At 68.1% G+C, this 26224-nt stretch carries 22 protein-coding genes; 10 read left to right on the plus strand and 12 right to left on the minus strand.

Annotated features, from left to right (window positions below):
• Nucleotides 1–25: 25 nt before the first annotated feature.
• The 7 genes from OSC30_RS08350 to pilG all read right to left on the minus strand — a co-directional run bounded on the left by OSC30_RS08350 (nt 26) and on the right by pilG (nt 11939).
• Complete coding sequence (locus tag OSC30_RS08350; protein WP_267171391.1) at nt 26–517, minus strand: chemotaxis protein CheW; 492 nt, start codon at nt 515–517, stop codon at nt 26–28.
• Entirely contained in the window at nt 514–2358 is a 1845-nt protein-coding gene (locus OSC30_RS08355) for a chemotaxis protein CheB (protein WP_267171392.1), read from the minus strand. Before OSC30_RS08355 ends, OSC30_RS08350 begins: the two co-directional genes overlap by 4 nt.
• Nucleotides 2351–8407: an Hpt domain-containing protein gene (locus OSC30_RS08360; protein ID WP_267171393.1), complete on the minus strand. Its 6057-nt coding sequence runs from the start codon at nt 8405–8407 to the stop codon at nt 2351–2353. The genes OSC30_RS08355 and OSC30_RS08360 overlap by 8 nt, the downstream gene beginning before the upstream one ends.
• 77 nt (nt 8408–8484) lie before the next feature.
• Nucleotides 8485–10515 carry a methyl-accepting chemotaxis protein gene (locus OSC30_RS08365; RefSeq protein ID WP_267171394.1) on the minus strand — a complete coding sequence of 677 codons (2031 nt, stop codon included), beginning with the start codon at nt 10513–10515 and terminating at the stop codon, nt 8485–8487.
• A gap of 117 nt (nt 10516–10632) precedes the next feature.
• Nucleotides 10633–11178 carry a chemotaxis protein CheW gene (locus OSC30_RS08370; RefSeq protein WP_267171395.1) on the minus strand — a complete coding sequence of 182 codons (546 nt, stop codon included), beginning with the start codon at nt 11176–11178 and terminating at the stop codon, nt 10633–10635.
• Complete coding sequence (locus OSC30_RS08375; RefSeq protein ID WP_267171396.1) at nt 11175–11546, minus strand: response regulator; 372 nt, start codon at nt 11544–11546, stop codon at nt 11175–11177. Before OSC30_RS08375 ends, OSC30_RS08370 begins: the two co-directional genes overlap by 4 nt.
• A gap of 36 nt (nt 11547–11582) precedes the next feature.
• Entirely contained in the window at nt 11583–11939 is a 357-nt protein-coding gene (gene pilG / locus OSC30_RS08380) for a twitching motility response regulator PilG (protein ID WP_091337506.1), read from the minus strand.
• 377 nt (nt 11940–12316) lie between these two features.
• On the opposite strand from pilG, the gene gshB reads away from it, so the two are divergent.
• The 7 genes from gshB to OSC30_RS08415 all read left to right on the plus strand — a co-directional run bounded on the left by gshB (nt 12317) and on the right by OSC30_RS08415 (nt 18826).
• On the plus strand, nt 12317–13279 hold the full coding sequence (gene gshB / locus OSC30_RS08385) for a glutathione synthase (protein ID WP_267171397.1): 963 nt from the start codon (nt 12317–12319) through the stop codon (nt 13277–13279).
• On the plus strand, nt 13276–14139 hold the full coding sequence (locus OSC30_RS08390) for an energy transducer TonB (protein ID WP_267171398.1): 864 nt from the start codon (nt 13276–13278) through the stop codon (nt 14137–14139). Before gshB ends, OSC30_RS08390 begins: the two co-directional genes overlap by 4 nt.
• Before the next feature lie 143 nt (nt 14140–14282).
• Complete coding sequence (locus tag OSC30_RS08395; RefSeq protein ID WP_267171399.1) at nt 14283–14855, plus strand: YqgE/AlgH family protein; 573 nt, start codon at nt 14283–14285, stop codon at nt 14853–14855.
• 31 nt (nt 14856–14886) lie between these two features.
• On the plus strand, nt 14887–15333 hold the full coding sequence (gene ruvX / locus OSC30_RS08400) for a Holliday junction resolvase RuvX (protein ID WP_267171400.1): 447 nt from the start codon (nt 14887–14889) through the stop codon (nt 15331–15333).
• A gap of 40 nt (nt 15334–15373) precedes the next feature.
• Entirely contained in the window at nt 15374–16300 is a 927-nt protein-coding gene (locus tag OSC30_RS08405; RefSeq protein ID WP_267171530.1) for an aspartate carbamoyltransferase catalytic subunit, read from the plus strand.
• 103 nt (nt 16301–16403) lie between these two features.
• Nucleotides 16404–18170, plus strand: coding sequence for a hypothetical protein (locus OSC30_RS08410; protein ID WP_267171401.1), 1767 nt, complete (start codon nt 16404–16406; stop codon nt 18168–18170).
• A gap of 272 nt (nt 18171–18442) precedes the next feature.
• Nucleotides 18443–18826 (plus strand): BON domain-containing protein, encoded by a 384-nt coding sequence (locus OSC30_RS08415; RefSeq protein ID WP_267171402.1) that lies wholly within the window; start codon nt 18443–18445, stop codon nt 18824–18826.
• A 74-nt stretch (nt 18827–18900) separates the two neighbouring features.
• Here OSC30_RS08415 and OSC30_RS08420 read toward each other — a convergent pair whose 3' ends face one another.
• Both OSC30_RS08420 and OSC30_RS08425 read right to left on the minus strand, forming a co-directional pair.
• Nucleotides 18901–20067, minus strand: a complete 1167-nt coding sequence (locus OSC30_RS08420) for a PilT/PilU family type 4a pilus ATPase (RefSeq protein ID WP_267171403.1) — start codon at nt 20065–20067, stop codon at nt 18901–18903.
• 135 nt (nt 20068–20202) lie between these two features.
• Complete coding sequence (locus tag OSC30_RS08425) at nt 20203–21240, minus strand: type IV pilus twitching motility protein PilT (protein ID WP_267171404.1); 1038 nt, start codon at nt 21238–21240, stop codon at nt 20203–20205.
• Between the two features lie 478 nt (nt 21241–21718).
• Between OSC30_RS08425 and proC the strand changes: the two genes are divergently transcribed.
• Both proC and OSC30_RS08435 read left to right on the plus strand, forming a co-directional pair.
• A complete protein-coding gene (proC, locus tag OSC30_RS08430) occupies nt 21719–22552 on the plus strand; it encodes a pyrroline-5-carboxylate reductase (RefSeq protein ID WP_267171405.1) in 834 nt (277 codons plus the stop codon).
• A complete protein-coding gene (locus tag OSC30_RS08435) occupies nt 22549–23121 on the plus strand; it encodes a YggT family protein (RefSeq protein ID WP_267171406.1) in 573 nt (190 codons plus the stop codon). The genes proC and OSC30_RS08435 overlap by 4 nt, the downstream gene beginning before the upstream one ends.
• Before the next feature lie 105 nt (nt 23122–23226).
• Here OSC30_RS08435 and OSC30_RS08440 read toward each other — a convergent pair whose 3' ends face one another.
• The 3 genes from OSC30_RS08440 to pdxH are packed head-to-tail and all read right to left on the minus strand — an operon-like array spanning nt 23227 to nt 25078.
• Nucleotides 23227–24054, minus strand: a complete 828-nt coding sequence (locus tag OSC30_RS08440) for an ABC transporter substrate-binding protein (protein ID WP_267171407.1) — start codon at nt 24052–24054, stop codon at nt 23227–23229.
• A complete protein-coding gene (locus tag OSC30_RS08445) occupies nt 24054–24494 on the minus strand; it encodes a secondary thiamine-phosphate synthase enzyme YjbQ (RefSeq protein ID WP_267171408.1) in 441 nt (146 codons plus the stop codon). Before OSC30_RS08445 ends, OSC30_RS08440 begins: the two co-directional genes overlap by 1 nt.
• Entirely contained in the window at nt 24491–25078 is a 588-nt protein-coding gene (gene pdxH, locus OSC30_RS08450) for a pyridoxamine 5'-phosphate oxidase (RefSeq protein WP_267171409.1), read from the minus strand. Before pdxH ends, OSC30_RS08445 begins: the two co-directional genes overlap by 4 nt.
• A gap of 39 nt (nt 25079–25117) precedes the next feature.
• Here pdxH and OSC30_RS08455 point away from each other — a divergent pair, with 39 nt between their 5' ends.
• Nucleotides 25118–25948 carry a kinase gene (locus tag OSC30_RS08455; protein WP_267171410.1) on the plus strand — a complete coding sequence of 277 codons (831 nt, stop codon included), beginning with the start codon at nt 25118–25120 and terminating at the stop codon, nt 25946–25948.
• Nucleotides 25949–26224 lie beyond the last annotated feature (276 nt).

Below are 26224 nucleotides of genomic sequence, written 5' to 3' on the forward strand. Positions count from 1 at the left end.
CGGCGGGTCGCCGTCAGCTGGTGATTCAGGCGACGTCAACCTGTTCGTCCAAGCCGAGCAGCTCGGTCAGCTCCGCCTCGATGCCTTCCAGGTCGGGGATAACCGCGATGTCGTCGCGCACCAGCACCTGCGTCTTGACGCCCGGCGGCAGCGGCGCGCCATCGTGGGTCGGGATGATCAGCTCGGCGTTGAGCGTGGTCAGGCGCGGGAAGCCCTGGGTGACCACTGCCACGAAAGGCAGCTTGGGATGGTTGCCCAGCGCCTTGAACACGGCCACGCGCACAGCCAAGTCGGCGTCGCCCTCGGGGGCGCCGGCCAGTTGGGTAAAGGACACCAGCGGCACGCGCCAGCCGCGCCAGGCGATGCGTCCGAGCAGCCACTCGGGTGCGCCTTCGACCGGCTCGGGCGTGGGCAGCGTGATCACCTCGGCCACGGTGGCATTGGGCAGCAGCAGGCGCAGCTGGCCTACCGGCACCAGGACGCAGCGGATTTCGCGCGGCAGGGGTTGTTCGCTCATGGCTGACCTTCCAGGAATTGCTCGGCCAGGCGCGCCGCCAGTTCGCGTGGCGTGCCGGCATGATGGGACAGGTTCTCGTCCAGGACGCCGCTGACCATGTCGGCCGCGTGCGCGCCGCCGCTGGCTTCGACCCAGACCTGACCGCCGCGGTCGCGGACAGCCTGGCAACCGGCGAGCGCGTCGGTGGAGCGGCCGGCGAACACGATGGCCACGACGTCGTGGCCGAAGGCGTTGGCCGCCTGCGTGAAGCTGGCATCGATCGAGGGCACGTGGGCCGCGCCGGCTTCGACCGGCTGTAGTTCGATGGCGCCGTCGCGGCGCACGCTGACCTGGCGATCGGATGGCACCACGATCACTTCGCCCGTCCGGGCGCGCAGGCCTGCTTCGGCCAGCCGCACCGGCAGCGCGCACTGCGAGGCGAAATAGTCGACCAGCCCGTCGGCCGGACGGCCGGCAAGGTGCTGGGTGTGCAGCACGGTGGCCTGCAAGCCGGTCGGCAACGCCGCCAGAAACTCGCCGACCGAGGCGGTACTCTCGGTGGTGGCGCCCAGCACGACCAGTTTCGGCAGCACGCTGTCCGGGGCCTCGAGCACCATTTCGTGCACGGGGGCGAATTCCTGCGGCGCGATGGCTTCCTCCATCGACACCAGTTCCAGGCTCAGGCCCGGTAGCACCGGGGATTCGCCATCGTCGGCGTCCGGTGCGAGGTAGTCGGCGGCGCTGACTTTCTCGATGCCGAAATCGGCCGGGCTTGCATGCTCGACCGGGGCGGCGTCGCCCTCCGGGGCGAGGTAGTCGGTGGCGCTGACCTTTTCGATACCGAAATCGGCCGGCGCCCCGCGCTCGGCCGCAGGCGCCGCGGACGCGGCAGCCGGCGCATCGTCGTCGAGTAGGGTCCAACTGTCGGAGAGACGCGAAGCAACCACCGGTTCGGCTGCCGCGGGGACAGGGGCCGGGGCGGCGTCTTCGCCGATCGGCGCGAGTCCCAGGTGATCGAGTTGGAAGGACGCGCGTGCCGGCGGCTCGGCCTCTGCGGCGGCAGCACCAGCCATCACGTCCAGCGCCATGGGCGCGTCCGCTTCGGTGATCGCAGTCAGTTCGAGCGCAGCCGGCTCGCTTGCTTGCGCATCGAGCGACGGCGCGATCTCTGCCGACAGCGCTTGCTCGACGGGCGCCGCATGCACGGCGGCCGGCATGGCATCGTCGGCGTCCGGCCCTGGCAGCATGTCCTGCCCGAAGTTGCCGTCGTGCAGGGCGATGCCCTCGCCGGCGGCATAATTGAGGCCCGAACCGAATTCGTTCTCGTCGACCGGCGCGTCGGAGGCGAGCAGCGCCTCGAGCTCGGCCGCGAGGGTTTCGGAAACCGCGGCCTGGCGGGCTTCCTCGTCGACTTCCGGCGGAAGCTCGGCGATGGCGGCGACGGACTCATCCGCGGCGATCGCGACCGCCGCCGGGCCTGGCTCGACAGCGGTTTCGGCCGGGACCGGCGGGCGCGGCGGGTCGGCGTCGCCCATGGCCAGCACCTTCATCGCCAGGTGCCGCGCCCAGCGGGCACGATCCCAGCCTTCCAGCCGGCGGCTGGCCTGGCCGTCGTTGAAGACCACGCGCGGGCGATCGCCATCGAGGCTCTCGTCCAGGCGATCGAGCGCCTCGTCGTCCTCGTCGTCCAGGTTCACCACCAGCACGTCCGCATCCACCGAGGACACCAGCTCACGGCTCAAGCCCTTGAGCGGTCCTTCGTGCACGATACGGGCGCCGCGCTCCTGCAGGGCACTGCGCAGTTGCTCACCCAGACCTGCGTCGTCGAACAACAGCGCGACTGCCGGTACCGCCTCAGCCATGGACCATCTCCATCGCACGCTGCTCCAGTACCTCGACGATCTGCGCCAGCAGCTCGACTTCCTGATAAGGCTTGCCGAGGTAGCGGTCGACGCCGATGTCGAAGGCGCGCTGGCGGTGCTTGTCGCCGGTGCGCGAGGTGATCATGATGATCGGCACGTCACGCAGGCGCGGGTCCGCCTTCATGTGGGTGGCCAGCTCGTAGCCGTCCATGCGCGGCATCTCGATGTCGAGCAGCATCAGATCGGGCACGCGATCGTGCAGCTTCTCGATCGCGTCGACGCCGTCCTTCGCGGTGGCCACTTCGTAGTCGTGGCGCTCCAGCACGCGGCCGGTGACCTTGCGCATGGTGATGGAGTCGTCGACCACCATCACCAGCGGCTTGGTGCGCTGCTCCTCGATCAGCGGCGAGGCCACGGCGCTCAGGCCGTCGGCCAGGCGCTGCTCGCGACGGGCAACACCGTGACGCACCAGCGGCGGCAGGTCGAGAATGACCAGCACCGAGCCGTCGCCCATGATGGTCGCGCCAAGCACGCCCGGCACCGAGCTGACTTGCGGGCCGACCGACTTGACCACGATCTCGCGCGAGCCGATCACGGCATCGATGCGGATCGCGGCGCGCAGGTCGCCGGCACGGGTCAGCAGCAACGGCAGCTGTTCTTCCTCGACCACCGGATTGGGCTGCAAGCCGAGCAGGTCGGCCAGGTCATGGATGCCATAGGCCTCGCCGTTGTGATCGAAGGTCGGGTTGTCCTGGGTGAGCCGCGCGGCCAGGTCTTCGGGACTGATTCGCGCCACGCCCTGCACCGAGGTCATCGGAATGGCAAAGGTCGATTCGCCGATGCGCACGACGATGGCCTGGGTCACCGCCAGAGTGAACGGCAGGCGCAGCACGAAGGTGGTGCCCTGGCCTTGCTGCGATTCGATCGCCAGCGAGCCGCCAAGCTGCTTGATCTCGTTGCCCACCACGTCCATGCCCACGCCGCGGCCGGCCAGCTGGGTCACCTGGCTGGCGGTGGAGAAGCCGGTCTGGGTGATCAGGGCAAGCAACTGGTCGTCGCTGGGACGCGAGTCGGCGCGCAGCAGGCCGCGTTCGATCGCGCGGGCGCGGATCGCCTCGCGGTCGAGGCCGCGGCCGTCGTCGCTGACGCGCACCACCACCTCGGTGGCCTCGCGGGCGACGCGGATGCGGACCGCGCCTTCGGCCGGCTTGCCCGCCTTGCGGCGTTCGGCCGGCGATTCGATGCCGTGCGCGATGGCGTTGCGCAACATATGCTCGAACGGCGCCTTGATGCGGTCGAGCAGGTTGCGGTCCATTTCGCCGTGCGCGCCCTCGACATACAGCTGGGCACTCTTATCCTGTTCCTGCGCCGCCTGGCGCAGCGTGCGGCGCAGGTTCGGTACCATGGTGTCGAACGGCAACATGCGGGTGCGCAGCAGGCCGTCCTGCAGTTCGGCGCTGACGCGCGACTGCTGGATCAGCAGCGTTTCGGACTGGCGGGTCAGCTCGTCCAGCATGTTCTGGATCGAGACCAGGTCGGACACCGACTCGGCCAGCGCACGCGAGTACTGCTGCAGCTGCGAGAAGCGGTCGAGTTCGAGCGGGTCGAACACCCCCAAGCCGCTTTCGCGGTGCTCGTGCTGGAAGCGCGCGATGATCTGCGCCTCGGTCTCGATTTCCAGCATGCGCAGCTGGCTGCGCAGGCGCTGCACGGTCTGGTCCAGCTCGACCAGGTTGAAGCGGTAGCCGGCGACCTGCTGTTCCAGGCGCGAGCGGTAGATCGCCACTTCGCCGGCGTGGTTGACCAGGTTGTCGAGCAGTTCGGCGCGGACGCGGATCTGTTCCTGCGGCGAGCGGACCTCCTCCTCGCGGTCGGGCAACAGCTCGGGCAACAGTTCCGGCAGCGGCGCGGCCGGGAGCCGGGCCGAGGGCGCGGACGCCGACAACTGCTCATCGGCCAGCGCTTCCTGCCCGGCCATCGCCAGCAGGTGGTCGATCAGCGCCTGCGGATATTCGATCGGCTGACTCTGCGAAACACGCTGCACCAGCGAGTGCAGAGTGTCGAAGCCGGTTTCGAGCGCACCGATCAGCTGCGCGGTATCGCGCTCGCCGACCGGTTTCTCCAGCAGCGTCTCGATGGCGTGGGTGAGGTCGCCCACCGGCACCAGGCCGGCGATGCGGGCACCACCCTTGAGGGTATGCAGATCGCGTTGCAGGGCGACAGCGTGCGCCGGTTCGTTCGGCTCGGCGCGCCACTGGGCCAGCAGCTCGCCGGCGTGGTCGAGCAGTTCGTGCGCTTCCTCGGTGAAGATTTCCAGCAGATCCGGATCGATCTGGCCCACCCACGGCATCGCCGGGGTGGTGGCCTCAACCGGCGGCGCGACGGCTTCGACCGGCGCGTCGGCGGCTTTGGATGCGGCTTCGACCTCGGTCTCGGCAGCTTCGGATCCGCCATCGGCAACGACGGGTTCGATCGTATCCTCGGCCGCGATTTCCTCGGGCGCTTGCTCGACCGGTTCGGCACCCGGCTCGATGGCGGACACGGCCGAATCCGGTTCCTCCGCCACAGGCGAAGCGGTGTCGACGGCTTCGTCGGCATCTTCGTGCAGATCGAGCTCGATCGACGGTGCCGGCTCGCTGTCGGCCGCCACGGCAGCCGCTTCGTCCGATGCTTCGGCGCTTTCCTCGAGCGCGTCCGCGGACGCGGCCGCATCGATGGGGTCGTCGGGGGTTGGCGCAGCCGGCGGGTTGCCGGCGGGCTCGTTCAACAGGCTGTCCAGCAGCGCCGCCAAGCTCTGCTCGTCCTCGCCCTGGTCTGCATCGGGTAGCGAGGTGGCGTCCGGGGCCGAAGCCTCGGCAGCATCCAGGTCGAACGCGTCCAGCGCGGCCAGCAGTTCGCCGGCGAAGGCGTCGTGTTCGTCGGCGCCCGCCTCGGGTGCGGCCGATTCGGCGAGGGCGTCGTCCAGGCCGGCACCGAGTTCGGCGGCCATGTCGTCGTCGGGCAACCCGGTGGGCAGGTCTTCCGCGTGCGGATCGAACAATACGTGCGCGACCTTCGGTTCGGGTTGACTGTCGCGCAGCTCGATCAGGCGCGCGGTCAGCGCGTCGACCGAGGGCAGCTGCGGCTCAGCCGCGTCGAACTGCGCCATCACGTGATCGACCACGTCGGCCGACTGCGCAAGCAGGCGGCAGCCCTCTTCCGACAGCGGCTGGCCGGCAGCGCGCAGGCGCTTGAGCAGGCTTTCCAGCGGCGACAGCAACTGGGTCAGCAGCGGGATGTCGACCATCGCGATGGCGCCATGCAGCGTGTGCACGGCGCGCAGCAGAGCGTCGTCGATGCGCAGCTCGCCATCGGCACGCGCCAGCGCGCCGCGAATGGCTTGCAGGTACTGCGCGACTTCGCTGCGCAGGATTTCCAGCAGCACCGGGTCGACCGGCGGCATCACCGGCATCGCGATCGACTCGGCCGAGTCGTGCACCGCCTCGGTGGCTGCGGCGGTCTGTTCGGTGTGCGCGGCGGTCGGAACCGCGTCGACGGCGGCCTCCAGGCGCGGTACGCGGCGACGCACCACGCGGCGCACGGTTTCCGTGGCGGCCGGGGCGTGATCGCTGATCTGCGCCATGTCGCCGGCGGCCAGGCGCTCGGCGGTGGCCATGATCGCGGCCAACGGAGCAGTCGGCGTGCCTTCGCCCTTGAGCGCGACCAGCAGTTGCGGCAGCGCGTCGATGGCGGCGTGGACCAGCGCCAGCACGCCCTCGTGCGGCTGGATGCTGGCATCCAGCACGCGGTTGAGCATGTTCTCCACTTTCCACGCGAACTCGCCCAGCACGCTGGCACCGACCAGCCGGCCGGAACCCTTGAGCGTGTGGAAAGAGCGGCGGATCGGGGTGATCGCGGAAAGCTGCGCCGGATCGGCCGCCCACGCCTGTTCGGCGGTGTGCAGGTTGTCGATCTCTTCCTGCATTTCTTCCAGGAAGATCTCGCGGATGTCGTCGTCGATGCCTTCGGTGCCGAGCTGGAAGCCGGCATTGCCGGCCAACGCGTCGGCGACCGGCACTTCTTCGACGACCTCTTCCTCGATCTCGATCCAGTCGCCTTCCTCGTCGGTATCGGCCGAGGCGGCCAGCGATTCGGTCTGCGCCAGGCGCAGGCCGGCCAGTTCGTGGGCGGCCGGCTGCAGCGGCTCGCTGCTGCCCAGCATCAGATCGCCGAAGTTGTCGCCATCGGCAACGCTGACCGACTCGGACAGCGTGGGCTCGACGGACTCTTCCGCAACGGCCGGCGCCGGTGCCGGCGCCTCGTAGGCCACGGCGGCACGCGCGGCCGGCAGCGGCCAGTAGCCGAGCGAGCCCAGGCTGTGTTCGGCCACGTCCAGGATGTGTTCAAGCCCGCCACGATGCTCGCGGGCGGCCTCGAGGTAGTACTCCAGCGCCGCCAGGGCGTCAGCCAGGTGGTCCATCTGCGCGCTGCCCGGCACGCGCCGGTCGGCAAGCATTTCATTGCCGATGAAGCGGCCGATGCCTTCGGCCAGTTCGGACGGACGCGGCGCCGAGAGCATGCGCATGGCACCGGCCACTTCGTCCATCAGCGCAGGCGTGCCGTGCAGTTGGGCGTGGTCCCAACCGGCCTCGACGAAGGCGACGATCGCGTCCTTCACCTTGGCGGCGTTGGCGATCGCCTCCTGCATCAGCGTGGCCAGGATGCTGCGCGCTTCGCTGCGGGGCAGTGCGGGCACCGCCTCGCCCTCGACCGGCAATGCCTCGCCGGCCGGGTTGTCGTCGGCGCCCAGGCTTTCGATGTGGTCGTCCAGCGACGATTCGACGTACAGCAAGGCGCCGGCGACGTCGAGCAGTACGCCTTCTTCCGGGGCACGCACCTTGTGCGCGATCTCCTCCAGCACGCGGCGCTGCTCGTTGACCACGCGACGCGGCACGGCCAGCGCCAGCATGCCCAGCGTATCGCCCACGCGCTCGAGCACTTCGCCCTGCGCGGCCAGTTGTTCGGGATCGCCCTCGCTCTGGCGCAGGAACAGGTCGAGCGCTTCCTTCACCCGCAGCAGGTCTTCCTTCAGCGCCTTGGACACCGAATCCAGCAGCGCGCGGTTGTGGCCGGCCATCGAGCCGCGGGCGTGTTCCAGTTCGGCGGCGTCGGGCAGCAGGCTGTCCAGCCGGTACGTCTGCTTGAGCAGCGCCATCTGCGGGCTGGCCTGGCGTGCCTGCGCCACGATGTAGAGCAGCTTGCTGGCCAGTTCGTCGGCGTCGCCGCCGCGCAGGCTCGCTTCCCCCTGCTCGACCAGCTGGCGGATGTTGCGGTCGACTTTGCCGATCAGCTGGCGGATCTCGGCCGCATGGCTCTTGAGCACACCCTGTTCCAGGCCCTCCAGCACGCCGGCGGCAATCCACCACAGGCGGCGGCCGGGCACGGTCCAGCAACGGCCGGCAATAGCCAGCAGCGTCTCGTGCATGGCGACCAGCTGTTGCGCGGCGTTCTGGCCACGGAACCAGGCCAGCAGCTGTTGCTGGAAATGCAGTCGCAGCGTGGTGATCGCGCCGCGCTGGGCGGCCACGTCGACCTCGCCCTGGGCGCCGGGCGCCTGCACCGGCAGGGCCTGTTCCAGGTTCGGGCTGAACAGTGCCGCCTCGGACAGCGCCTGTTGATCGCGGCTGGCGCGCAGGTCGTTGAGCAGCGGCAGCAGCACCACCGGCACGTCCCGATGGCCGCCGGAGAGGCGTTCGAGGTAGTCGGGCAACTGCATGAGGCCGCGCATCAGCGCGCCGAAGGCGTCCTCGCGCTGGCGGATGTGGTCCTCCAGCAGGCAGATGGCGAGCGTCTCCATCTCCTCGGCGACCATGGCCGCGCCGTAGAGCTCGACCATGCGCAGGGTGCCCTGCACCTGGTGCAGATGATCCACGCAGGCGCGCATGATCTCGCGCTTGCCGGGATTCTCTACGTAGGACTCCAACGCCTCGCGGGCCCGCGCCAGAGTCTCGTCGAGCTCCGGCTTGACCCACTGCAGGGTGGTGAAATCGATGTGGTCTTGAAGTCTCATGCGCCCCTCTTGAGCGGCTGCGCGCTACGCACGCATCGCGCAACCGTTCGAGGTTGCCCCCTGTCGGTAAACGTTGATCAACCCGGCAACTTGAAGTGAGCCACCGAGCGCCGCAGGTCGCTCGCCAGCTGGGCCAGGTAGCCGATCGAGTCGGCCGTCTGGCTCGCGCCCTGCGAGGTCTGCGAAGTGATTTCCTGGATCGCGTTCATCGACTGCGAAATGTCGGTCGCCGCCGCGGACTGCTGACGCGCCGCGGTGGAGATGTTCTGAATCAGCGCGGACAGATCGTGCGAGACGCGCTCGATGTCGCCCAGCGCACTGCCGGCGTCCTCGGCCAGGCGCGCACCGGCGACCACCTCGGCGGTGGTCTGCTCCATCGAGTTCACAGCCTCGTTGGTATCGGACTGAATGGTCTGCACCAGCGTTTCGATTCGCTTGGTCGCGCTGGCGGAGCGTTCCGCCAGACGCTGCACTTCATCCGCCACCACCGCGAAACCGCGGCCCGCCTCGCCGGCCGAGGCCGCCTGGATGGCTGCGTTCAACGCCAGGATGTTGGTCTGCTCGGCAATGTCGTTGATCAGTTCCACGATCGAGCCGATTTCCTGCGAGGACTCGCCGAGGCGCTTGATGCGCTTGGAGGTCTCCTGGATCTGGTCGCGGATGGAGTCCATGCCCGAGATGGTCTCGCGCACCACTTCGGCGCCGCGCGAGGCGATCTGCACCGAGCGTTCGGCCACGTCGGCCGACTCGGCCGAGTCCTTGGAGACGTTGTCCATCAGGCTGGCGATCTGGTTGATCGCCGAGGTTGCCGTACTGATACGGGCGGCCTGGCTCTGCGCCGCGTCGGCCAGGTGGCGCGCGGTGGTCTGGGTTTCCTGCGCCGACGAGGACACCTGCTCGGAGGTCTCGTTGATCGTGGTCACCAGGGTGCGCAGCTCGTCGATGGCGTAGTTCACCGAATCGGCGATGGCGCCGGTGATGTCCTCCGACACCGTGGTCTTGACGGTGAGGTCGCCTTCGGCGAGCGAGCCCATTTCGTCCAGCAGGCGCATGATCGCCTCCTGGTTACGCTGGTTGAGCTCGGTCGAATCCTGGAAGCGGCGGCGCTGGTCACGCACCAGGGTAACCACCAGCAGCAGCGCGAAGGCCACCGCGGCCGCGGCGCCCAGCACGCCCCACCACACGTTCGGGAACAGGCGACGATAGGGCAGCTTGCCGATCTGGTCGGACAGCTCGTTGGCGCGCAGCAGCACATTCTGCGAATCCAGCGAGGCCTGGTTGCCGGCGTTCTTCACGTCGGCAATTGGCGCCGCAGCGGACACCAGCTTGGCGATCGGCTCGGCCAGCGCGTCCCAGTTGCCCTGCATGTCGGTCAGGATCTTGCGCGCGTTGGCGTCGCCCATGGCCTTGATGCCGGCGTCGGGGTTGCCGTCGGTCAGGCCCTTGAGCACGGTGCCGTACAGCTGCGCGTCGCGGGCCAGGCCGTCGGCCGCGGCCTGCGCGGTATCGCCGCCCTGCAGCACCTCCTGCACGCGGCGGACCATGCGGTCGGCCAGCAGCATCTGGCGCGAGGAACCGAGCATCTGCTCGGCACTGCCGTTGCGCTGCTGCAGGATGTTGGTGACCTGGTCCATGCTCGAGTTGAGCAGCGGCATTTCCTTGGAGAGCTTGTCGGCGCGCTGCGCCGAATCGAGCACCACCGCCTTGTTGGACAGGATCTTGCGGATGTCGCCGTCGAGCTGGCCCCAGGCATTGACCAGCGCCGTCACCGAACGGCCGGCCGGGCTGGCGTTGTTGTCGCCGTAGGCCTGCATGCCGCCCTTGGGATCGCCCTTGGCCAGCTTCTGCACCGCCGCGTCGATGGCGTTGCGGGTGCTCTCGAGCTCGCGGAAGGAATTGACGTTGCCGTCAGACGCCTCCAGCGCATACTTGGCCGTCTGCTGCGACAACACCTGGATCTGCGTGGTCAGCGCACTGGCCTGGCGATCCTCGCCGTTCTTCTGGTTGAGCAGGAAGAAGTCCAGCGCCGCGAAACCGATCGCAATCAGCAGCAGGACGATAAGGCCTGTGTAGCCCCGTTCCTTGCCGATGCCCCCTGTAGTGCTCATCGTTACACCTCGTCCGTCTTCCATCCGGTCATCGCGGCGCTATGGTCGCCCCGACGGCCTGAAACTCTCGCCCCTGTTTCCGGCCCCACGCGGCGCCGGCCCCACGTATTGCTCCGCTCAGGCCGCAGCCTGGCGGAAATCCGGTGCGCGCACGAGCCGGTTCATGTTGAACACGCCCAACCGCTGCTCGCCCACCGCCACGCGCTCGCCGACGAAACGCGACAGACGCGGATCGTCCTCGGGCGTGGCATCGCGGCGCTGCTCCTCGTCGACCGTGCGCTGGCCGAACACCTCGTCGACCATCAGCGCGACGCTGCCGCCGCCCTGGCGCACGATCAAGAGGCGCGTGCGCTCGGTCGGCTGGGTACGCTCGCCGAACAGGAAGCGGTTGAAATCGATCACCGGCACCAGGTTGCCGCGCACGTTGGCCACGCCGAGCAGCCATGGAAGGGTCAGCGGCACCGGCGTCAGCACCGGCACCGCGAGCAGCTCGTTGATCTCGTCGATCGCGCTGACGAACAGCCGCGAACCGACGCGATAGCCGATGCCGCGCCACAGGCCGGGCGCCTCCATCCGATCCTGCACGTCCTGCGCGTGCGCCAGCGACAGGCGCTCGTAGCGGGCCAGGATCTCGAACGGGGTCTGGTTGGCCGACTCGCTCATGCCGCGCTCGGCAAGAGGTCGTTGATGCAGGTCAACAGTTCCTTTTCGTTGACCGGCTTGGTGATGAACGCGCGCGCGCCCTGGCGCAGGCCCCAGACGCGGTCGGTTTCCATCGACTTGGTGGTGATCATCACGATCGGCACGTTCGAGGTGGCCGGGTCGCGGGTGAGCGTGCGGGTGGCCTGGAAGCCGTTCATGCCGGGCATGATGACGTCCATGATGACCAGATCCGGAAGCTCCGCGCGGACGCGCTCGATGCCTTCCTCGGCGGTGCTGACGGCGGCGACAGCGTACCCGGCCCTCTCGAGCAGCGTGGTGAACACGCGCACGTCGGTCGGTGAGTCGTCGATGATGAGAATCTTTGCCACAGGTCTCCCCTATAAGACGCTGCAGTCAGTGGCTTTTCAGACCGTGCTGACGTGACGATGGATGGCCCCAAGCAGTTCGTCGCGCGTGAACGGCTTGGTCAGGTATTGCTCGGCGCCGACGATGCGACCGCGAGCCTTGTCGAACAGGCCGTCCTTCGAGCTCAGCATGATCACCGGCGTGGCACGGAACTGCGGATTGTTCTTGATCAGCGCGCAGGTCTGGTAGCCGTCCAGGCGCGGCATCATGATGTCGACGAAGATGATCGCCGGCTTCTGGTCGGAGATCTTCGCCAACGCTTCGAAGCCGTCGACGGCGGTAAGCACGTCGCAACCTTCCTTCTTGAGCAAGGTTTCGGCCGTGCGGCGGATGGTCTTGGAGTCATCGATCACCATGACCTTAAGACCCGACAAGCCGTTGTCGCTCGTATTCAAGTTCACTCAACCCCCCTGCTGCCCGCCCAAGGCTCAGGTAAGGCACACGGGCCGGGCAGATGCCGACCAGTATGCAGAAAAAACCGCAACTTGTTTTGTGGTTGCGTCCCGATTGCCGGCAACGCACCAATGCGTTGCTGTTTACCGCCTGACCGCAGCGGCGTCAAGCAAAATCAAGGCGTGGAGCCGGCCTGGTGTGTAGTATCGGCAAACACGTCAGTTCTTGAGCGAGCGCGTCAGAACTTGCCGCTGTGCGCCCCCTCGGCGACCATCCGCGGCTGCCGCGCGCGCCACCCATGAACCCGGGTAGCGCACCTTCCCTCCACGGAGCATTTTTCATGCCGCTTTCGGTTGCCGTGTTGATGGACCCCATCAGCACCATCAAGATCGCCAAGGACACCAGCTTCGCCATGCTGCTCGAAGCGCAGCGCCGCGGCCACGCGCTGCACTACATGGAACAAGGCGACCTGGCGTTGCGCGACGGCACCCCGCTCGCCCGCCTGGCGCCGCTGGCGGTGCGCAAGGACCCGGCCGGCTGGTACACGCTGGGCGAGCGTCAATGGCGCGACCTGCGCGAGATGGACGTGGTGCTGATGCGTAAGGACCCGCCGGTCGACGCGCAGTTCATCTACGACACCATGGTGCTGGACGTCGCCCAGCGCGGCGGCGTGCAGGTGGTCAACGACCCGCAAGGGTTGCGCGACTGCAACGAGAAGCTGTTCGCGCTCGCGTTTCCGCAGTGCATCGCGCCGACGCTGGTCTCCCGCGACGCCGGCGAGCTGCGCCGTTTCGTGGCCGAGCATGGCGAGGTGGTGCTCAAGCCGCTGGACGGCATGGGCGGGCGCGGCATCTTTCGCGTCAAGGCCGGCGACAGCAACCTCAACTCGATGCTGGAGACCCTGCTGGCCGGGGGTATGCACGGCGAGGGCCGGCACTTCACCATCGCGCAGAAGTTCATCCCGGCGATCAGCGCGGGCGACAAGCGCATCCTGCTGGTCGACGGCGAACCGGTGCCCTACGCGCTGGCGCGCATCCCCCAGGGTGACGAGTTCCGCGGCAACCTGGCCGTCGGCGGCCGCGGCGAAGGTGTGCCGCTCTCCGAGCGCGACCGCTGGATCGCTGCCCAGGTGGCGCCCGAACTGCGCCGCCGCGGGCTGCGTTTCGTCGGCCTGGACGTGATCGGCGACTACCTCACCGAGATCAACGTCACATCGCCGACGTGTGTGTGCGAACTCGATGCCCAGTTCGGGCTTAATATCGCCGGACTGCTGTTCGATGCGATCGAGAACGTTCCTGCGTGAGTGCCACCGCCCGCCGTCCCGACACCCCTGATCCGATCGGGGCGACCTTGTTGTTCTCGCTGTTGCTGCACGGCGTGCTGGTGCTCGGCCTGACCTTTCATTTCGTCAAACCCAAGCCCGGCCTGCCCACGCTGGACGTGACCCTGGTCGACGTGGCCAACCGGGAAACGCCGGACAAGGCCGACTTCCTGGCCCAGGCGAACAACCGCGGCGGCGGCCAGAGCGATCATGCCGCGCGTCCCTCGCAGCGGTTCTCCGGCGCCCTGCCCCGACCCACTGCCGGCACAGCGCCGCAGCCGGTCGAGGCGACCGTGCCACGGCCGCGGGAGGCTACGCCGGCGCGCCGCATCACCACCAGCGGACGCAGCGATTTCAGCGTCACCAGCGATACCGCGCAGACCGAGCGCGAGACGCCCGAAGCACCCAACGCCGACCAGCTGCGCCGCAAGCAGGAGATGGCGCAACTGGCCGCCGAGGTGCGCAACCGCACCGAGGCCTACGCCAAGCGCCCGAAGAAGAAATTCATTTCGGCCAATACCAAGGAATACGTGTACGCGGCCTACATGCGTGGCTGGGTCGACCGCATCGAGCGTGTCGGCAACCTCAACTATCCGGAGCAAGCGCGCCGGCGCAACCTGCATGGCGAGCTGGAACTGACCGTCACCCTGCGCCGCGACGGCAGCGTCAAGGCGATCGACGTGATCCGCAGCTCCGGCGAACCGCTGCTGGACAAGGCCGCCGAACGCATCGTGCGCCTGGCCGCGCCGTTCCCCGCGATTCCGGACGAGCAGCACGTCGACGAACTCTACATCACGCGCACCTGGCAGTTCCTGCCGGGCAACGTGCTGCGCAACAAGTAACCTGCCGCGACGATATCCCGCATGCCCGGAAGGCATCGCCCGCAAGCGGGCTCCTACAGGGGCCGCGGTGGCCTCGCGCACTGCGGCCGCTTCACATCGGCAGCGCTACAACGGATGCCCTCCCGCCGCATTACAATGGCCGCATGAGCGCCGTCCCCCATTCGCAGACACTCGCCGGACATTTCCTGATCGCGATGCCGAGCCTGGCCGAGCCGCCGTTTTCGCGCAGCGTGGCTTTCCTGTGCCAGCACGACGAGGATGGCGCGGTCGGCCTGCTGGTCAACCGGCTTTCCGAATACCGGCTTGGCGACGTGCTGGCGCAACTGAAGCTCGACTGCACCGACGCCGAACTGGCGGACCGGCCGGTACTGATCGGCGGACCTGTGCAGCAGGAGCGCGGCTTCGTGCTGCACCGCGAGCGTGGCCACTGGGAGTCGAGCTACCGCATCAACGCCGAATGGTCGGTGACCACCTCGCGCGACATCCTGGTCGCGATGGCCGCCGGCGACGGTCCGCAGGACGCGCTGATGGCGCTGGGCTACGCTGGCTGGAGCGCCGGCCAGCTGGAGCAGGAACTGATGGACAACAGCTGGCTGACCGTCGAAGCCAACGAGCGGGTGATGTTCCACACGCCGCTGGAAGAGCGCTGGAGCGCCGCCGCCGGCCTGGTCGGTGTCGATCCGCTGCAGCTTCCCGGCTACGCGGGCCACGCATGAGTCGCCACGCTCACAGCGCCGGTTCCCGCGCATGAGTTGCGTGCTCGGTTTCGATGTCGGCAGCCGCTTGATCGGCGTCGCGGTCGGCAACCGGATCACCGCCAGCGCCCGCGCGCTCGCCGTGGTGCCCGTGCATCCGGCCGGTCCGGACTGGGCCCAGCTCGACGCCCTGCACGGACAATGGCTGCCCGAAACGCTGGTGGTCGGCCTGCCGCTGGCGCTGGACGGTACCGAACAGCCGGCCAGCCGCCTTGCCCGCCGCTTCGCCGAGCACCTGCGCCAACGCTACAAGGCCCCGGTCGCGCTGGTCGACGAACAACACAGCTCGCAGGAAGCGGCCGAGCGTTTCGCCTTGGCGCGTGCCGCCGGAGCCCGTCGGCGCAGCGATGCCGCCAGGATCGACGCCGAGGCCGCCGCCGTGATTCTGGAGCGCTGGCTTGCCGCCGCGCCCGCCTCCGCACAGGACTCGACAGGCTGACCGCATGTTCATTCCATCCCGCTCTTTCGAACCGCCCGCCATGCATTCGCGCCTGCGCCACCTGACCACGCTGGAAAACCTGCCTCGCAGCTGCATCGAGCGCCTGCTCGACCGCGCGCTGTCGATGCGCGACGCCTGCGCGCACGGCACCCGCAAGCTCGACCTGCTCGCCGGGCGCACCGTGCTCAACCTGTTCTTCGAGCCGTCCACGCGCACGCGCACCTCGTTCGAACTGGCCGCGCGCCGCCTCGGCGCGGACGTGGTCAATTTCGATATCGGCTTTTCCTCCACCGCCAAGGGCGAGGAACTGTTCGATACGCTGCACACGCTCGAGGCCATGCACCTGGACGCGATCGTGGTGCGCCACAAGGTCTCCGGCACGCCCGAGGAACTGGTGCGCCACGCGATGAGCGGCGTCTCGGTGATCAACGCCGGCGACGGCAACCGCGCCCATCCCACCCAGGGCCTGCTCGACGTCATGACCATCCGCGAACATCGCCCGGATTTCGAGAACCTGGCGGTGGTGATCTGCGGCGACATCAAGCATTCGCGCGTGGCGCGCTCGGACGTGCATGCGCTGACTGCCATGGGCGTGCGCGAGATCCGCCTGTGCGGTCCTGCGCCGCTGATGCCCACGCAGGAGGAATTCCCGCGCTGCACCTTCGTGGAGGATTTCGACCAGGCCATCGAAGGCGCGGACGCGGCAATCATGTTGCGCCTTCAGAAGGAACGCATGGCCGCCACCGAGCTCCCCGACGAAGCGGCCTACTTCGCCCATTACGGCCTGGACACCCGCCGACTTGCGCGCGCGGCCAAGGGCTGCCTGGTGATGCATCCGGGCCCGATCAACCGCGGCGTGGAAATCGCCCCGGCGGTCGCCGACGGCGCACAATCGAAGATCCTCGAACAGGTCGGCAACGGCGTGTTCGTGCGCATGGCCGTGCTGGGCGAACTGCTGGCCCGCTGACTACGTCTCCGGATCCCCTGTAGGGCTTTTACGCACGGTCGGCAGCCGCGAAGCTCCCACGGCATAATGGCCCCGCCTTCTTCATTTCAGGGAAAAGAAAACCATGCGATCGACGACGCGAATCCTCGCGCTGGCCTTCGGCGGCCTGCTGCTGGCAGCTTGCGGAAACAAGGACAAAGACGCCCCGCTGGCCTACGCCCCGGCGGATACGCCCTACGTGGTGGCCAACCTGGACGTGCTGGACGACGACACCCGCGCCGCGCTGTTCGCCCAGGCCGACGCACAGATGCCGGCCGAAGTAGCCCAATTGCGTGCCGCGGCCGACGAGATGGCCGCCAAGGATCCGGACACTGCCAACCTGATCCGCGCTTTCGCCAAGGAGCTGGACGGCAAGACGGTCGAGACGTTCGCGCAGAACACCGGCCTGGACCTGAAGGGCTATTCCGCGCTCTACGGCCTGGGCCTGGCGCCGGTGCTGCGCTTCGAGCTGAGCGACACCGACGCCTTCGAGGCGTTCATCGGCCGTCTGGAAGACGCCTACGGCAAGAAGCTGGAGGTGGCCACCGTCGGCAAGCAGAGCTACCGCCGCCACGTCTCGCCCACCAGCGGCACCGAGCTGATCCTGGCGGTGGTCGGCAAGCAGGCGGTTGCGGCGATCCTGCCCGCCGATGCCGCCGAGCCGCTGCTGCGCCAGGCGCTGGGCCTGGATCGCCCGGCCAAGAGCGTGCAGGAGGACGGCCGGCTGGCCGACCTCGCCAAGGCCAAGGGCTACGAGAACTGGGCGGTGGGCGAACTGGACCTGACCCGCGCGCTGCCGCTGGCCGCCAGCGGCAAGGATCCGCTGTTCAACGCCCTGCTCAAGGCCCGCGCGCAGGCCGAATCGGCCAAGACCGGCGAGCCGGTCGCCAACCAGTTGCAGATCCCGCCGAGCTGCCAGGCCGATGCCGCGCGCATCGCCAACCGCGTTCCGGAAATGAGTTTCGGCTATACCCGGCTCGATCCCAAGCATCAGGACATGCGCTGGGACCTGGCACTGGCCAGCGACATCAGCCAGGCCTTCAGCGGACTGAAGGTCGACCTGCCCGGGCTCGGCGCGACGCAGGTCAGCTCGCCGTTCGAATTCTTCCTCGGCCTGCCGGTGGCGCAGATGCGTGCCTTCTGGACCGCGCAGGCCGACGCCGTGGCGGCCAAGCCGTTCAGCTGCCCGGCGCTGACCGATCTCAACGACAGCTTCGCCAAGCTCGGTGCGTCGATGCAGAAGGCCGCGATCCCGCCCTTCGGCGACCTGCTGGGCGTGGGCCTCTCGCTGGACAGCTTCGCGCCGGGCAAGGGCAACGCCATGCCCAAGTTCACCGGTCGCCTGGTGCTGGGCACCAGCAATCCCGCCGGCCTGCTGGCGATGGGCCAGATGATGACCCCGGCGCTTGCCCAGCTGAAGCTCACCAGTGGCGGCCAGCCAGTCGCGCTGCCGTCCAATCTGGCCACCATGTTCGGCCAGCCGGCCTGGATCGCGATGGGTCCGAAGAGCCTGGGCCTGGGCGTTGGCGCAGGCGAGGACGCCAAGCTCGGCGATGCGCTGAAAGCGCCGACCGGCGACGCCGGCCAGATGCTGCGCATGCACCTGAGCGGCCAGATGTACCTCGACTGGGTCACCCTGATGCAGCAGAAGGCCGACAGCCTGACGGCTGCCGCGGCGGCGCTCGGCAAGAACGAGCCGGACGACCAGACGGACAAGGCCGCCAGCGAGGCGCGCACCAAGGCCCAGTTCGACGCCATGCGTGCGCAGGCGGCCCGGATCCAATCGCTGGAAGCCGAGGCGCACGTCGACAGCAGCGGACTGGTGGTCACGAGCCAGACCACGCTCAAGTAAGCCGCCGTTCGAGGCAGCACCCAGGGGCGCCCGAACGGGCGCCCTTTTTCGTGGACGAACGTCCTCGCCATTCAGCCGCCGGACCGGCATGCAACGCGCGGCTCACGCGTCGTTCGCGACACCCGAACGTTCGTTTCAGCCAGCCGTTCACAACGGTAATTGGCACTGAACATCGCGCCGGCGAACGCACGAGTCGTTCACGCCAGCCCTGTTGCCATGGTTACGCGGTGCAAACGCATCGTCTTTGCGACAGATACCCCAAGGAGAGTGCCATGCGTACCCATCCCGCGTTCCATCGAGCCCTCATCGCCGCAGGCCTGACCGCTGCGTTGTCCGCCGTACCTTTCGCGCAGGCCCTCGCACAGGACGCCACCGCCGAGTCCAACGGCAGCATGCAGTCGTCCAACCAGACCGTGCCCGGCAAGGTGGACGATGCCTGGATCACCACCAAGGTGAAGTCCGAATTCGCCACCACCTCGGAGATTCCCGCCACCAACATCTCGGTGGAAACCCGCGAGGGCATGGTGCGGCTGACCGGCACGGTCGGCAGCAACATGGAGAAGAACCGCGCGGTGCAATTGGCGCACCAGGTCAAGGGCGTCAAGAGCGTCGACTCGACCGGACTGACCGTCTCGGCGCCCGCCGATTCCCCGTAAGTCGCTTCCTGCAAGAAAAAACAAAAGGAGCCTGCGGGCTCCTTTTTTTGTTCCCCTACTGCGGAGTCAGCACATCAGCGATGCAGCATGCCGCCGCCGAACTGGTTGTTGTCGCGGGTTTCCTCCAGTTCCACGCCTTCCAGGCCCTGCGACAGCGTGTGCGCGTCGCCGCCCTGGGCCAGCTTGATGCGCAGGCGCACCTCGTTGGAGCTGTCGGCGTGACGCAGCGCGTCCTCGTAGCTGATCTCGCCAGCGTGATAGAGCTCGACCAGGCTCTGGTCGAACGTGCGCATGCCGAGATTGACCGATTCCTTCATCACGTCCTTGATCTTGTGGATCTCGCCCTGGCGGATGTAGTCCTGCACCAGCGGCGTGCCGAGCAGCACCTCCACCGCCACGCGCCGCGCCTTGCCGTCGGGCGTGGGGATCAACTGCTGCGCCACGATGCCCTTGAGGTTCATCGACAGGTCCATGAACAGCTGCTGGCGTCGGTCCTCGGGGAAGAAATGCAGGATGCGGTCGATCGCCTGGTTGGCGTTGTTGGCGTGCAGGGTGCACAGGCACAAATGGCCGGTTTCGGAGAAGTTGATCGCGTACTCCATCGTCTCGCGGGTACGCACCTCGCCGATCAGTATCACGTCGGGCGCCTGGCGCAGGGTATTCTTCAGCGCGTTGTCCCAGCTGTCGGTGTCGATGCCGAGCTCGCGCTGGGTGATGATGCAGCCCTCGTGCTTGTGCACGTACTCGATCGGATCCTCGATGGTGATGATGTGGCCGGTCGAGTTCTGGTTGCGGTAACCGACCATCGCCGCCAGCGACGTCGATTTACCCGAACCGGTGGCACCGACAAAGATGATGATGCCGCGCTTGGTCATCGACAGCGACTTGAGCACTGGCGGCAGCGTCAGCTCCTCGAAGGTGGGGATCTTCGACTCGATCCGGCGCAGCACCATGCCCACGCAGTTGCGCTGGTAGAAGCACGACACGCGGAAGCGGCCCACGCCCTGCGCGGAGATGGCGAACTGGCACTCGTGGGTCTTCTCGAACTCCTCGCGTTGCGCCGGCGTCATCACGTTGAGCACCATGTCGCGCGCCTGCTGCACGGACAGCGGGCTCTGCGTGATCGGCACGACGCGCCCCTGCAGCTTCATCGACGGCGCCACGCCGGCGGTAATGAACAGGTCCGACGCCTTCTTGTGCACCATCAGCTTGAGGAAAGAGGTGAAGTCGAAGTCGCTCATGGCGTTTGTCCGGGGTTCGGGTTCGGGATTCGGGATTCGTCAGAAGCAGCCGGCGGCGATCCCGTTGCGGCACGAAGGGAGGAGGATGCGGCAGATGGGTTGCAAATTCCCAATCCCAAATCCCGAATCCCGGCCTTACTTGAAAATATCCTTGTTCTTGGCGTACCCGATCGCCTCTTGCCGCGCGACCAGGCCGCGCTTGACCAGGTCCTGCAGGTTCTGGTCGAGCGTCTGCATGCCGTGCTGCTGGCCCGTCTGGATCGACGAATACATCTGCGCGACCTTGTCCTCGCGGATCAGATTGCGGATGGCGGGGATGGCAACCATGATTTCGTGCGCCGCGATGCGCCCGCCGCCGACCTTTTTCAGCAGCGTCTGCGAGATCACCGCGCGCAGCGATTCGGACAGCATCGAGCGCACCATCGGCTTCTCGCCGGCGGGGAACACGTCGATGATGCGGTCGATGGTCTTGGCCGCCGAGCTGGTGTGCAGGGTGCCGAACACCAGATGGCCGGTTTCCGCGGCGGTCAGCGCCAGGCGGATGGTTTCCAGATCGCGCAGCTCGCCGACCAGGATGTAGTCCGGGTCCTCGCGCAGCGCCGAGCGCAGCGCCTCGTTGAAGCCGTGCGTGTCGCGGTGCACCTCGCGCTGGTTGACCAGGCACTTCTGCGAGGTGTGCACGAACTCGATCGGATCCTCGACCGTGAGCATGTGGCCGTATTCGTTCTTGTTGATGTGGTCGACCATCGCCGCCAACGTGGTCGATTTGCCCGAGCCGGTCGGCCCGGTCACCAGGATCAGGCCCTGCGGCTGCTCGATCAGCTCCCGGAAAATACGCGGCGCACCCAGGTCTTCGAGCGTCAGCACCTCCGAGGGAATGGTACGGAACACCGCGCCGGAGCCGCGGTTCTGGTTGAACGCGTTGACGCGGAAGCGCGCCAGGCCGGGGATCTCGAACGAGAAGTCGGTTTCGTAGAACTCCTCGTAGTCGCGCCGCTGCTTGTCCGACATGATGTCGTAGATCAGCGAATGGACCTGCTTGTGCTCCAACGCGGGAATGTTGATGCGGCGCACGTCGCCGTCCACGCGGATCATCGGTGGCAGGCCGGCGGAAAGATGAAGGTCCGAGGCCTTGTTCTTCACCGAGAAGGCCAGCAGTTCGGCGATGTCCATCAGGCGTTTCCCCTTGAAGCGTTCGTCTGGATGAAAAACGGTACTGCGCAGGGAACCGCCCGGTCGCGCGCCGACAAGCGCACATCCCGTCGCCTTCGAGCCGGTCGTCCGACATCCCCCTTGCAACACGGCCGATACTACTCGCGCAAATGGCCGCGGGGCCAGTGGGTTGCCGCATCCGGCTGCCAAAACTGCGATGTTTTCCGAACGCACCTGCCGCCGCTGCGACAGGCCGCTCCCTCCCTGCCGGCCAGCGGGCTGCGAAGATGCTCTTTCGCTTGGGATGGGCAACCCCCACCGACCTTGCCTTGAAGGCTGGGGAAGGCACCCCTTCCGGCCGCAAGGGGGGCTTGCGGCTGGTGAAGTCAGGCAAGACCGCATCGCAAAGAAGGCGCGCCCTGGCAAACCCGGCCCTGTCACCCGCCAACCAGGCGCTTCGGGTTAAGGTATCGCCCCCACGCAAACCCAAGGGACCGGCATGACACGACTAGCCTTCATCGGCGGCGGAAACATGGCGCGCAGCCTGATCGGCGGCCTGCTCAAGACGGGCGCCGCGGCCTCGTCCATTCGCGTGGCCGAGCCGAACGCGCAGGCGCGCGAGGCGCTCGGTCGCGATTTCGGCGTGGCCACCTTCGCCGAAAACCGGCTGGCGGCCGAGGACGCCGAGATCCTGTTGCTGGCCGTCAAGCCGCAGATCATGCCGGCGCTCCGGGCCGAGTTGAGCGACGTACTGCAGCGCCAGCGTCCGATGTTGATCTCGATCGCCGCCGGCGTGCGGCTGGACCAGCTCGAGCGCTGGTTCGGCGCCTATCTGCCGATCGTGCGCTGCATGCCCAACACGCCCTCGCTGATCGGCGCCGGCGCCACCGGCCTGTGCGCCAACCCGCGAGTCAGCCCGCCGCAGAAGGCGCAGGCACAGCACATCCTCGATGCGGTGGGCATGACCCGCTGGATCGACGACGAGGCGCTGATGGACACGGTGACCGGAATATCCGGCTCCGGGCCGGCGTATTTCTTCGCGCTGGTCGAGGCGCTGGAAGACGCCGCCGTGGCCCAGGGCCTGCCGCGCGAGAGCGCCCGCGCGCTGGCCGCGCAGACTTGCCTGGGCGCCGGCCGCATGCTGGTCGAGGGCGGCGAGGCGCCGGGCGAACTGCGCCGGCGGGTAACCTCGCCCAACGGCACCACCCAGGCCGCGCTGGAGAGCTTCGCCGCCGACGGGCTGCCGCGGATGGCCGCCAACGCCGTGGCCGCGGCGACCCGGCGCGGCGCCGAGCTGGCCGCCGAACTGGACGCCAAGGAGCCACGCCCGTGATCTACCTGCTCAACGCGTTTTCCCTGCTTCTGGAAATCGCTTTCGACGTACTGGCGACGCTGTTCGTCCTGCGGCTGCTGGCCGAAGCCGGGCGGGCCGACTTCCGCAACCCGGTCAGCCAGTTCGTCTACCGCTACACCAACCCTGTGCTGGCGCCGATCCGGCGCGTGCTGCCGAACTGGCGCCGGATCAACCTGGCTGCCTTGCTGGTGTGCTACCTGGTGATGCTGCTCAAACGGCTGGTGCTGTTCGCCCTGGCCGGCACCATGCCGCACGTCGCCGGCCTGCTGGTACTGGCACTGGCCGACCTGCTCGACTTCGTGCTGCTGTTCTATCTGGTGCTGGTCTTCGGCTGGTCGCTGCTGACCATGTTCGGCGCCGGCTACCACCCGGTGCTGCGGCTGGTGGAGGCCATCGTCGACCCGCTGCTGCGGCCGCTGCGCGGCAAGCTGACGGTCGGCATGCTCGATTTCTCGCCGGCGCTGGTGATGATCGGGTTGCTGCTGGCGCGCATCCTGATTGCGGCGCCGCTGTTTGATTGGGGCACGCACCTGGCGCGCGGGTTCTAGCCGGCCGCTCGCCTGCAGGAGCCAACTTGTCGGCGATGCTGTTGCCGGTCTGATCAGGCGTGAGAGCATCGCCCACAAGTGGGCTCTGCAAAGGCATCGCGCGAATCAAGGGATATTCGGCGATCCCTGCAGGTATCGCTCACGGTTGGCCCAGGCTTCGATGATGCGGTGTATCTCGGCCAGGCCGTCAAACAACGCCGCCGGCCCCGGTTGCAGGATGATCGGCGACTTCACTTCGTGCAGTTCGCCGTCGCGCACCGCGGGAATCGCATCCCAACCCGGCCGCGCCGCCACCCTTTCCGGCCGGAAGCGCTTGCCGCACCATGACCCCAGGATGATGTCCGGCGCACGGCGCATCACCTCGTCGCCGTTCGCCAGGATGCGCTGCTTGGCCAGCGGTTCGCGCGCCAGTTCCGGGAACGCATCCTGGCCGCCGGCGATGCCGACCAGCTCGGCCACCCAACGGATGCCGGTGATGATCGGCTCATCCCATTCCTCGAAGTAGACCTTCGGCCGGCGCGGCAGCCCTGCCGCCGCGGCGCGCACCTGCGCGATATGCGCCTCGGCGCGCCGCGCGTAGGCCTCGGCCTTGTCGTGCGCGCCGACCATGGCGCCGAGCCGGCGGATGTAGGCCAGGATGCCGTCCACGCTGCGGTGGTTGCTGATCCACACCTCGACCCCTGCCTTGATCAGCTCGCGCGCGATGTCGGCCTGGATGTCGGAAAAGCCGATCGCCAGGTCCGGCTGCAGCTTCAGGATCTCGCCGATCTTCGCGCTGGTGAACGCCGACACCTTGGGCTTTTCCTTGCGCGCCCGCGGCGGGCGCACGGTGAAACCGGAAATGCCGACGATGCGGTGCTCCTCGCCCAAGGCGTAGAGCACTTCGGTCGGCTCCTCGGTGAGGCAGACGATGCGTTGCGGGAAACCGTCCATCAGTGCCCCAGCACGGTCACCGTGACCTTGCGCTGGTGCGGGTCGTGGCGGTGCTCCCACAGGTAGATGCCCTGCCAGGTGCCCAGTTGCGGCTTGCCGCCATGCACCGGGACGGCAAGGCTGACGCCGGCGAGAATCGAGCGCACGTGCGCGGGCATGTCATCCGGGCCTTCGGCGTCGTGCTCGAACAACGGGTCGCCGTCGGGTACGGCACGTGCGAACCAGCGTTCCAGATCCGCGCGCACGGTGGGATCGGCGTTCTCGCCGATCAGCAGCGAGCAACTGGTGTGCAGGGTAAAGACGTGGGCGATGCCGGTCTGCACGTGGCTGGCGGCGACCGCTTCGGCCACTTTGCCGGTGATCTCGCTGAACCCGCGCCCGCGGGTGTGCACCACGAAACCACCCTGGGCGACGTGCGGCGCGGGCTCGGCACGGCTCACGGATAGAGCAGCCGGCTGGTCCAGGTCTGGCCATGGCGGCTCCAGCGCACACGATCGTGCAGGCGGAACTGGGCGCCGTACCAGAACTCGACCATGTCCGGCTCGACCACGAAGCCACCCCAGTGCGGCGGGCGCGGCACGTCGCGGCCCTCGTATTCCTTCTCGCAACGCGCGACACGCTGTTCGAAGGCCTCTCGGTCCGGCAGCGTCTGCGACTGCAGCGAGGCCCAGGCGCCTATCTGGCTGCCGCGGGCACGGCTGGCGAAATAGGCATCGGACTCTTCAGCCAGCAGCTTGCGCGCGACGCCCTCCACGCGCACCTGCACGCCCTGGCGCAGCTGCTTCCAGTGGAAACACAGCGCCACCTGCGGGTGCGCATCGAGCTGCACACCCTTGTCGCTTTCGTAGTTGGTATGGAAGCGGAAGCCGCGCTCGTCGGCGCCCTTCAGCAGCACGATGCGCGAACTGACCCGGCCAGCCGCATCGGCGGTCGAAAGGTTCATCGCCGTGGGTTCGGGATCACCGCCGGAAGCGGCCTCTTCCAGCAGGCCGAGGAAGGTGTCGAGGATCTCGCGTTTGAGCATGACTCTTGCATCGTGGCGGCGCCGCGCCATCATGCGCGGATGACCAACGATGCTAGCACGCAGAATGTCGCCCTCGCCGGCCATCTTCTCGACCACTACGCCGGGCGCATCGCGCGTTCACGCCGCCCCTACATCCTGGGCCTTTCCGGCCTGCAGGGCAGCGGCAAAAGCACGCTCGCACGGATGATGAAGGCCGAGGCCGAGTCGCGCGGCTGGGCCACCGACGTACTCACACTGGACGACTTCTACTACCCGCGCAGCGAGCGCGAGGCGCTGGCGCGCGAGGTACATCCGCTGCTGCGCACGCGCGGCGTGCCGGGCACGCACGAAATCGAGCTGCTGCTCTCGGTGCTGGCCGCCCTGCCGCAGGCGTCGGAGAAACTGCCGGTGACCTGGCCGCGTTTCGACAAGGGGCGCGACACGCGCATCCCGCCCTCACGCTGGCCCAAGGTCGCCCGCCCGCCCAAGCTGGTGATCCTGGAAGGCTGGGCGCTGGGCCTGCGCCCGCAGTTGCAGGCGGCGCTGGAGACGCCGGTGAACACCCTGGAGCGCGAGGAGGACCCGGACAGCCGGTGGCGCCGGTGGGTCAACAAGCAGCTGCGCGCCTACCAGCCGCTGTGGCGCAAGCTCGACGCACTGATCGTGCTGCAGGCGCCGAACTGGGACGTGGTGCGCCGCTGGCGCGGCGAGCAGGAAGAAGTGCTGCTGGCCCGGCATGCGCCGCTGGCGATGGACGCCGAGGCGATGGTGCGCTTCCTCGCCCATTTCGAACGCCTGAGTCGCCACGCCCTGGCCACCCTGCCGGCGCTGGCCGACAGCGTGGTCGAGTACGACGACGACCGCCACGTCACCGGCCTGGCCCACGCCTGACGCGTTAGCTCCCCTCTCCCCCCGGGCAGAGGGTTGGGGTGAGGGGCCGCTCTTGCGCCCCCCCCCCGCAAGCAACGACCAGCTCTTCCTACCATTCCCGCGAGCCCCGGCCCGTCACCTCGGTCCTCTCCCCAAAGGGGAGAGGAAGAAAGGCGCTCACGCTCCCAACGACGGGCCTGGCCCACGCCTAGCGCTCTAGCTCCCTCTCCCCAACGGGGAGAGGGCTGGGGTGAGGGGCCGCTCTTGCGATGAGCCCCCCGAAAGAACGACCGGATC

The sequence above is a fragment of the Frateuria hangzhouensis genome (genome assembly GCF_026410505.1).
Classification (GTDB): Bacteria; Pseudomonadota; Gammaproteobacteria; order Xanthomonadales; family Rhodanobacteraceae; genus Frateuria_A; species Frateuria_A hangzhouensis.

What these genes read in the sequence shown, in the direction of transcription:
- OSC30_RS08350 (WP_267171391.1), bottom strand. Translation starts at nt 517, where the DNA reads ATGAGCGAACAACCCCTGCCGCGCGAAATCCGCTGCGTCCTGGTGCCG.
- OSC30_RS08355 (WP_267171392.1), bottom strand. Translation starts at nt 2,358, where the DNA reads ATGGCTGAGGCGGTACCGGCAGTCGCGCTGTTGTTCGACGACGCAGGT.
- OSC30_RS08360 (WP_267171393.1), bottom strand. Translation starts at nt 8,407, where the DNA reads ATGAGACTTCAAGACCACATCGATTTCACCACCCTGCAGTGGGTCAAG.
- OSC30_RS08365 (WP_267171394.1), bottom strand. Translation starts at nt 10,515, where the DNA reads ATGAGCACTACAGGGGGCATCGGCAAGGAACGGGGCTACACAGGCCTT.
- OSC30_RS08370 (WP_267171395.1), bottom strand. Translation starts at nt 11,178, where the DNA reads ATGAGCGAGTCGGCCAACCAGACCCCGTTCGAGATCCTGGCCCGCTAC.
- pilG (WP_091337506.1), bottom strand. Translation starts at nt 11,939, where the DNA reads ATGGTGATCGATGACTCCAAGACCATCCGCCGCACGGCCGAAACCTTG.
- gshB (WP_267171397.1), top strand. Translation starts at nt 12,317, where the DNA reads ATGCCGCTTTCGGTTGCCGTGTTGATGGACCCCATCAGCACCATCAAG.
- OSC30_RS08395 (WP_267171399.1), top strand. Translation starts at nt 14,283, where the DNA reads ATGAGCGCCGTCCCCCATTCGCAGACACTCGCCGGACATTTCCTGATC.
- ruvX (WP_267171400.1), top strand. Translation starts at nt 14,887, where the DNA reads ATGAGTTGCGTGCTCGGTTTCGATGTCGGCAGCCGCTTGATCGGCGTC.
- OSC30_RS08405 (WP_267171530.1), top strand. Translation starts at nt 15,374, where the DNA reads ATGCATTCGCGCCTGCGCCACCTGACCACGCTGGAAAACCTGCCTCGC.
- OSC30_RS08410 (WP_267171401.1), top strand. Translation starts at nt 16,404, where the DNA reads ATGCGATCGACGACGCGAATCCTCGCGCTGGCCTTCGGCGGCCTGCTG.
- OSC30_RS08415 (WP_267171402.1), top strand. Translation starts at nt 18,443, where the DNA reads ATGCGTACCCATCCCGCGTTCCATCGAGCCCTCATCGCCGCAGGCCTG.
- OSC30_RS08420 (WP_267171403.1), bottom strand. Translation starts at nt 20,067, where the DNA reads ATGAGCGACTTCGACTTCACCTCTTTCCTCAAGCTGATGGTGCACAAG.
- OSC30_RS08425 (WP_267171404.1), bottom strand. Translation starts at nt 21,240, where the DNA reads ATGGACATCGCCGAACTGCTGGCCTTCTCGGTGAAGAACAAGGCCTCG.
- proC (WP_267171405.1), top strand. Translation starts at nt 21,719, where the DNA reads ATGACACGACTAGCCTTCATCGGCGGCGGAAACATGGCGCGCAGCCTG.
- OSC30_RS08440 (WP_267171407.1), bottom strand. Translation starts at nt 24,054, where the DNA reads ATGGACGGTTTCCCGCAACGCATCGTCTGCCTCACCGAGGAGCCGACC.
- pdxH (WP_267171409.1), bottom strand. Translation starts at nt 25,078, where the DNA reads ATGCTCAAACGCGAGATCCTCGACACCTTCCTCGGCCTGCTGGAAGAG.
- OSC30_RS08455 (WP_267171410.1), top strand. Translation starts at nt 25,118, where the DNA reads ATGACCAACGATGCTAGCACGCAGAATGTCGCCCTCGCCGGCCATCTT.